The 6,000-nt window shown below is 68.3% G+C and carries 5 protein-coding genes and 1 pseudogene; 1 reads left to right on the top strand and 5 read right to left on the bottom strand.

The window, feature by feature from the left end:
* The 5 genes and pseudogenes from H5407_RS24020 to H5407_RS15600 all read right to left on the bottom strand — a co-directional run.
* Positions 1-287: pseudogene (locus H5407_RS24020) on the bottom strand (hypothetical protein); the annotation flags it as partial.
* Positions 269-2,032 (bottom strand): M61 family metallopeptidase, encoded by a 1,764-nt coding sequence (locus tag H5407_RS15615; RefSeq protein ID WP_183105389.1) that lies wholly within the window; start codon positions 2,030-2,032, stop codon positions 269-271. The pseudogene H5407_RS24020 and the gene H5407_RS15615, both read right to left, overlap by 19 nt.
* A 38-nt stretch (positions 2,033-2,070) precedes the next feature.
* Entirely contained in the window at positions 2,071-2,517 is a 447-nt protein-coding gene (locus tag H5407_RS15610) for a DUF3429 domain-containing protein (RefSeq protein WP_183105388.1), read from the bottom strand.
* A 61-nt stretch (positions 2,518-2,578) separates the two neighbouring features.
* A complete protein-coding gene (locus H5407_RS15605; RefSeq protein ID WP_183105387.1) occupies positions 2,579-3,298 on the bottom strand; it encodes a DsbC family protein in 720 nt (239 codons plus the stop codon).
* A 52-nt stretch (positions 3,299-3,350) separates the two neighbouring features.
* Positions 3,351-4,475 (bottom strand): FAD-dependent monooxygenase, encoded by a 1,125-nt coding sequence (locus H5407_RS15600; protein WP_183105386.1) that lies wholly within the window; start codon positions 4,473-4,475, stop codon positions 3,351-3,353.
* A 121-nt stretch (positions 4,476-4,596) separates the two neighbouring features.
* Between H5407_RS15600 and ychF the strand changes: the two genes are divergently transcribed.
* Positions 4,597-5,691 (top strand): redox-regulated ATPase YchF, encoded by a 1,095-nt coding sequence (ychF, locus tag H5407_RS15595; RefSeq protein WP_183105385.1) that lies wholly within the window; start codon positions 4,597-4,599, stop codon positions 5,689-5,691.
* Positions 5,692-6,000: the final 309 nt, after the last annotated feature.

Raw genomic sequence — 6,000 nt, 5'->3', positions numbered from 1 at the left:
GACGCCGCGGCGGCAGGCGCTTCAGCGGCCGGCAAAGCGGCGGCCCTGCCCCCTGCAGGCCTCGCGGGCAGAGGGATGGGCACCGCCGGCTTCGCGGCGGGCGGCGCACTGGGCCTGAGCGTGCGGACAAAGGCGGCGCTGAGGCGCGGCGGCATGGGGGCCTGTTCATGCCATCCAGCCATCTCGTCTGCGAGCCGCTCCAGCACCAGGCCGTGAAGCCACAGCACAGCCAGGGCCAGTGCGGCCCCACCCCAGAGCGTGCGGCGCTTCAGCCGCCGTGCAGCCATGCCCGACGCAGGCTCTGCAGCCGGGCCGGGGCCTTGTCGGTCAGGCTCAGCAGCACGGGGGCGCCAGCCGGGCGGTCCAGAGGCAGGCGCAACGGCAGGGTCAGCACGCGCTGCTCGCGCCCCACCCAGAGCTCCAGGCGCTGGGGCGCCTTGGGGTCAAGGCTCAGCAGGGCGTCGTCCAGCTTGCGCAGGCGCCAGCCATTGCAGGCGATGAGTTCATCACCGGCCTGCAAGCCCGCGGCCTCAGCCGCGCCGCCGCTGAAGACCTGCCTGACGCTCAGCACGCCCTGGGCCTCGTTCACGCGCAGGCCCAGGCGCTGGGCGGTGCCCAGCTTGTCGGCCGACCACTGCACGCCGAACTTCTCCAGCAGGGGCGCCAGGGGCAGGTCCTTGCAGCCGTGGATCCAGTCCTTCAGCTGAGCGGCCAACTCGGCCGTGCCCAGGAACTCGACGGCCGCCAGCACCTGCGCCTCGTCGAGCAGGCGCTCCGGCGTCTCGCGCCAGAGCTTGCGCATCAGCGCATCCAGGCTGGCGCCCTTGCTGCCGCCGGCACGCAGGCTGAGGTCCAGACACAGGGCCAGCAAGGAGCCCTTGACGTAGTAGCTGACGATGCTGTTGGGGCTGTTCTCATCCTGGCGGTAGTACTTGGTCCAAGCCTCGAAACTGCTCTGCGCGACAGACTGGCGCAGGCGGCCCGGGCCGGACAGCACGGTGTTGACATTGCCCGTCAGCAGCTTGAGGTAGCGGGCTTCCTCGATGAGGCCGGCGCGCACCAGGAAGAGGTCGTCATAGTAGGAGGTGAAGCCTTCGAAGAACCACAGCAGCTCGGTGTAGTTCTCCTGCGCGTAGTCGAAGCGGGCAAAGTCGCGCGGGCGCAGACGCTTAACGTTCCAGGTATGGAAGTACTCGTGGCTGATCAGGCCCAGCAGGCGCACATAGCCGTCGCTGGTCTCGGCCTGCCCCAGGCGCGGCAGGTCGCGGCGGGCGGCGATCAGGGCGGTGCTGGCCCGGTGTTCAAGGCCACCGTAGCCGTCTTCCGTGGCATTGAGCAGGAAGACATAACGCCCGAATGGAGGCGCCTCCCGCTTGCGGCCCTGCGCATGCCAGAAGTCGATCTGGGCCTCGCAGATGCGCTGGGCATCGCGAAGCAGACGCTCGCCGTCGAAGATGGGCAGGGCGCCCGCCACCACGAACTCATGGGGCACACCCCGGGCCTGGAACTCGCCACGCCAGAAGGTGCCCAGCTCGAAGGGGTGGTCCAGCAGCTCGTCGTAGTCGGCAGCCTGGTAGAGGTGTCGCGCGCGGGCTCCGCCGGCCGCCGGCATGGCCGTGGCCACCTGCCAGGCACGGGGCAGGTCTGCCAACTGGATCTGGTGCGGCTGGTCCTGCGCGCCCTCCACCTGCAGGCACAGGCTGCCCGCGTTGAAGAAGCCTCGCTGAGCGTCGAGGAAGGCGCAGCGCACCGAGGTATCGAAGGCATAAGCCTGGTAGCTCAGCACCAGGGGCCCCTTGCCCAGGCCGTCCACCTGCCATTCGTTCTTGCTGAGCTGGCGCACGGGCAGCTCGCGGCGGCCCTGGCGTGCCGTGATCGGGCCCAGGTGGCGGGAAAACTCGCGCACCATGTAGCTGCCCGGGATCCACACCGGCAGAGAGAGGCGCTGACTTGCGCCCGGCGCCGGCACCGTCAACTGGACGTCGTAGAGATGGGTATGGGGCGCTGCAGTCGAGACGCGGTAGTGGATCATCGTGGGCGAGCGTCGGTGGCGAACATGGGGGGGCCGGCTCAGGTCGCCGCAGCACCCAGGAAGCAGCACAGGGCGGCGACGGCACTGAGCCTGAAGCGCAGGGTCAGCCAGGCGGCGGCGCCGAGGCCGGGATAGTGGCGGCGGTCCCAGAGATAGCAGGCGATGAGCATCGCGCCGTGCACGACCAGCCCGGCATAGGCCTGCATGATGGCACCCACCCAGGCCCCGGTCACCGCCACCGTGCCCCAGATGAAGGGGGCCGGCGAGGGCACGGTCTGCCGCATGCCCAGGCCCCAGTGGATGCCGCCCAGCATCGCGACGGTCAGCGCCGCATACATGGACAGACCATCCACCACATAGACATGCACATCCGCCCGCACCAGCCACACCAGCAGCACGCCCAGCACGAAAGGCAGGAGGCTCAGGTGGCCCAGGCGCACGGCGATGGGATTCAGGGGCAGCGGACGCAGGGCCGGTTCAGACATGGCGGCGTGGAGATGAGGTGGACTGGATTGGGAGGGTCAGGGGCCGCTCGGCCCCCGGGGGTCAGGACTTGCCAGCGAGGGCCTGCAGCCTGCGCTCCACCTGCTCGGCGCTGATGGCGCCCGGCACCTTGCTGCCGTCCTCGAACAGGATGGCCGGCGTGCTGTTGATGTGGTGGCGGCGGCTGAAAGCAAGGTTGCGCTCGATGGCGGAATCGTCGCACTTCCCTTCGGGCCTGGTGGGCGCTGTGCCGTCCAGCATCCAGTTGCGCCAGGCCGAGGTCTGGTCCTTGGCGCAGACGATGGAGCGAGTCTTGTCTGCAGAGTCAGGTCCGAGGATGGGGATCACGAAGGTATAGACCGTGACGTCCTTGACCTCCTGCAGGGTGCGCTCGAAGCGCTTGCAGTAGCCGCAGTTGGGATCGGCGAAGACGGCGATCCTGCGCTTGCCGGTGCCGGTCTTCCAGACCACGGCATCCTTGAGCGGCAGGTTGGCGAACTCAATGGCCGTCAGCTTGGCCACGCGCTCCTCGGTGAGGTTCTTCTTGGCGCGCAGGTCCAGCATCTCGCCCTCGATGAGGTAGTTGCCGGCGGGGTCGGTGTAGCGCAGCTCGGAGCCGGTGCGCACCTCCCAGATGCCGGGCATGGGCGTGGGCCGCACCTCGTCCACCTTGAAGCCCGGCAGGCGCTCGCCCAGGGCCTTTTTGATCACCGCCTCATTGGCCCAGCCATTCGTCGCGGCCAGGGCCAGGAGGCCGGCGGCGGCCAGGCGTGCAAAGTTCATCGCGTGCATCATCTTCCTCTTGTGGATCGGAACCCCTGGGGCCCGCTTGTGTTCATTGCCCCAAGGCTCGGGCGGTGAGCCAGCGCTTCAGCGGCGCGGCCCGGTCCAGCCATTGCAGGCCCTCGTTGCGCAGCCTGCGCAGGGGGGCTGCCTCGCTGGCAAACAGCTTGAGCAGACCATCGGTCAGCTCCCCCATGGCCAGGGTCGGCAAGGCCCGGGCGCGCTCGTAGCGGCGCAGCAGCCGGGCATCGCCCAGGCTGCGCCAGCTTTCCTTCTCGGCGATGATCTGGCTCAGCGCCAAGACATCGGCCAGCCCCAGGTTCAGGCCCTGTCCGGCCAGCGGGTGCACCAGATGAGCAGCATCGCCCAGCAGGACCCAGCCCGGGCCGGACACGGCCCCGGCGCGGGCCAGCGCCAGGGGCCAGCTCTGGCGCTGGCCGGCCAGGCGCAGCGTGCCGCCCGCGCCGCCGGTGGCCTCGGCCAGCGCAGCCTCGAAAGCGTCCACGGGCAGAGCCAGCAGCTCCTGCGCGCGGGCCTCGGGCAGGGACCACACCAGGCCGTAGGAGCTGGCCGGCTGAGGCCGCTCGAAGGGCAGCAGGGCCAGCACGTCGGGCGAGCGGAACCATTGATGGGCCACGCCCTGGTGCGGCAAGCTGCTCGTCAGGCGGGCGGCAATCGCGCGGTGACCGTAGGCCTGCGGCTCGAACGCCACACCCAGCTCGGCGCGACGGCGGGATTCCCGCCCCTCGCACAGGGCCTCCAGCGCCGCCGGCACGGCCTGGCTGACCACGTCCACCCGCGGCGCATAGCGCAGGGCCAGGGCCAGTTGGTGCTCCAGCTCGCCGGCATCGACAATGCAGGCGAGTTCGGACACCCCCTGCTGCCAGGCCGAGAAACCCAGCTGACTGCCGGCAGCGTCACCGCGGATGCACATGTCGTAGACGGGGCTGCGCGCGTCCTCGGGCAAGGCGTCCCAGACCTTCAGCTGACGCAGCAGGCCCACCGAGGCGGCATTGAGCGCATAGGCCCTCACATCCTCGCGCGGGCCCCCGTGCTCCCGCGGCCGCGCCTCGCGCTCGCCCAGCAGGGCTACGCGCAGACCTTGGCTGCCCAGCTGCAGCGCCAGGCTGCGCCCGACGATGCCGCTGCCGCGGATGAGGATGTCATAGGGATCCATGGCGCGATTGTAGGCAGCCGCGCGCCGGGCCGCCGCCGGGCGGGCGAGACACCTTAAAATCGGCCCTTTCGCGTCCACTTTTGCGTCCACGCCAGCCCTGGCGCCACTCAGAAAGCCTTCCATGAGCCTCAAATGCGGCATCGTGGGCCTGCCCAATGTCGGCAAGTCCACCCTCTTCAATGCGCTGACCAAGGCCGGCATCGCCGCCGAGAACTACCCCTTCTGCACCATCGAGCCCAATGTGGGCGTGGTGGAGCTGCCGGACCCGCGTCTGGCCCAGTTGGCCGAGGTGGTGAAGCCGGAGCGCATCGTGCCGGCCATCGTGGAATTCGTGGACATCGCCGGCCTCGTGGCAGGCGCCTCCAAGGGTGAAGGCCTGGGCAACCAGTTTCTGTCGCACATCCGCGAGACCGACGCCATCGTCAACGTGGTGCGCTGCTTCGAAGATCCGAACGTGATCCACGTCAACGGCAAGGTCGATCCCATTTCCGACATCGAGGTCATCCAGACCGAGCTGTGCCTGGCCGACCTGTCCACCGTCGAGAAGAGCCTGCAGCGCTACACCAAGGTGGCCAAGGCCGGCGGCGACAAGGACGCCCTGCGCCTGGTCGAGGTGCTGAAGAAGTGCGAAGCCGTCCTGAACGAGGGCAAGCCGGTGCGTTCCATCGACTTCAGCAAGGAGGAGCTGGTGGTGCTCAAGCCCCTGTGCCTGATCACGGCCAAGCCGGCCATGTTCGTGGGCAATGTGGCCGAGGACGGCTTCGAGAACAACCCCTTCCTGGACCGCCTCAAGGAATACGCCGCAGCCCAGAAGGGCCCGGTGGTGGCCATCTGCGCCAAGACCGAGGCTGAGCTGTCCGAGATGAGCGACGAGGACAAGACCATGTTCCTGGCCGAGATGGGCCAGGACGAGCCCGGCCTGAACCGCCTGATACGCGCCGGCTTCGGCCTGCTGGGCCTGCAAACCTACTTCACCGCCGGCGTCAAGGAAGTGCGCGCCTGGACCATCCACAAGGGCGACACGGCCCCGCAGGCCGCCGGCGTGATCCACACCGACTTCGAACGCGGCTTCATCCGCGCCCAGACCATCGCCTTTGAAGACTTCATCCAGTTCAAGGGCGAGGCCGGTGCCAAGGATGCGGGCAAGATGCGCGCCGAAGGCAAGGACTACGTGGTCAAGGATGGGGATGTGCTGAACTTCCTGTTTAACGTCTAAGCAGGAAGTGATGTTTTTGGGAGTTCGCCGCTGTTCGCAAAACGCGGCAAACCCTCAGAAATAAAGGCCAATTCGTTCGCGAATGATCTTGCATGTTCGTGAGCAGTTGAGCTTAATGGGGGCATCGGTGGGGGCACGGCAAGCATGCCCCCACTCCGCAAGGAGAAAACATGCCCAGTAGAACGGCTGAAACCCGCATGAATGCTGAGGAAACGGTCGATTTCGATGCCCCCAGCAGCCCGCCGAGGCGTGCCCCAAAGCGGGGTATCAGCGATGCTGCACTGAGAGCCGCCAAGCCGACATAGAAGA

The organism is Mitsuaria sp. WAJ17 (assembly GCF_014174515.1).
Taxonomy (GTDB): Bacteria; Pseudomonadota; Gammaproteobacteria; order Burkholderiales; family Burkholderiaceae_C; genus Roseateles_B.
Note: the sequence above shows the minus strand (reverse complement) of the source record. Positions and strands in the feature narration are given on the sequence as shown.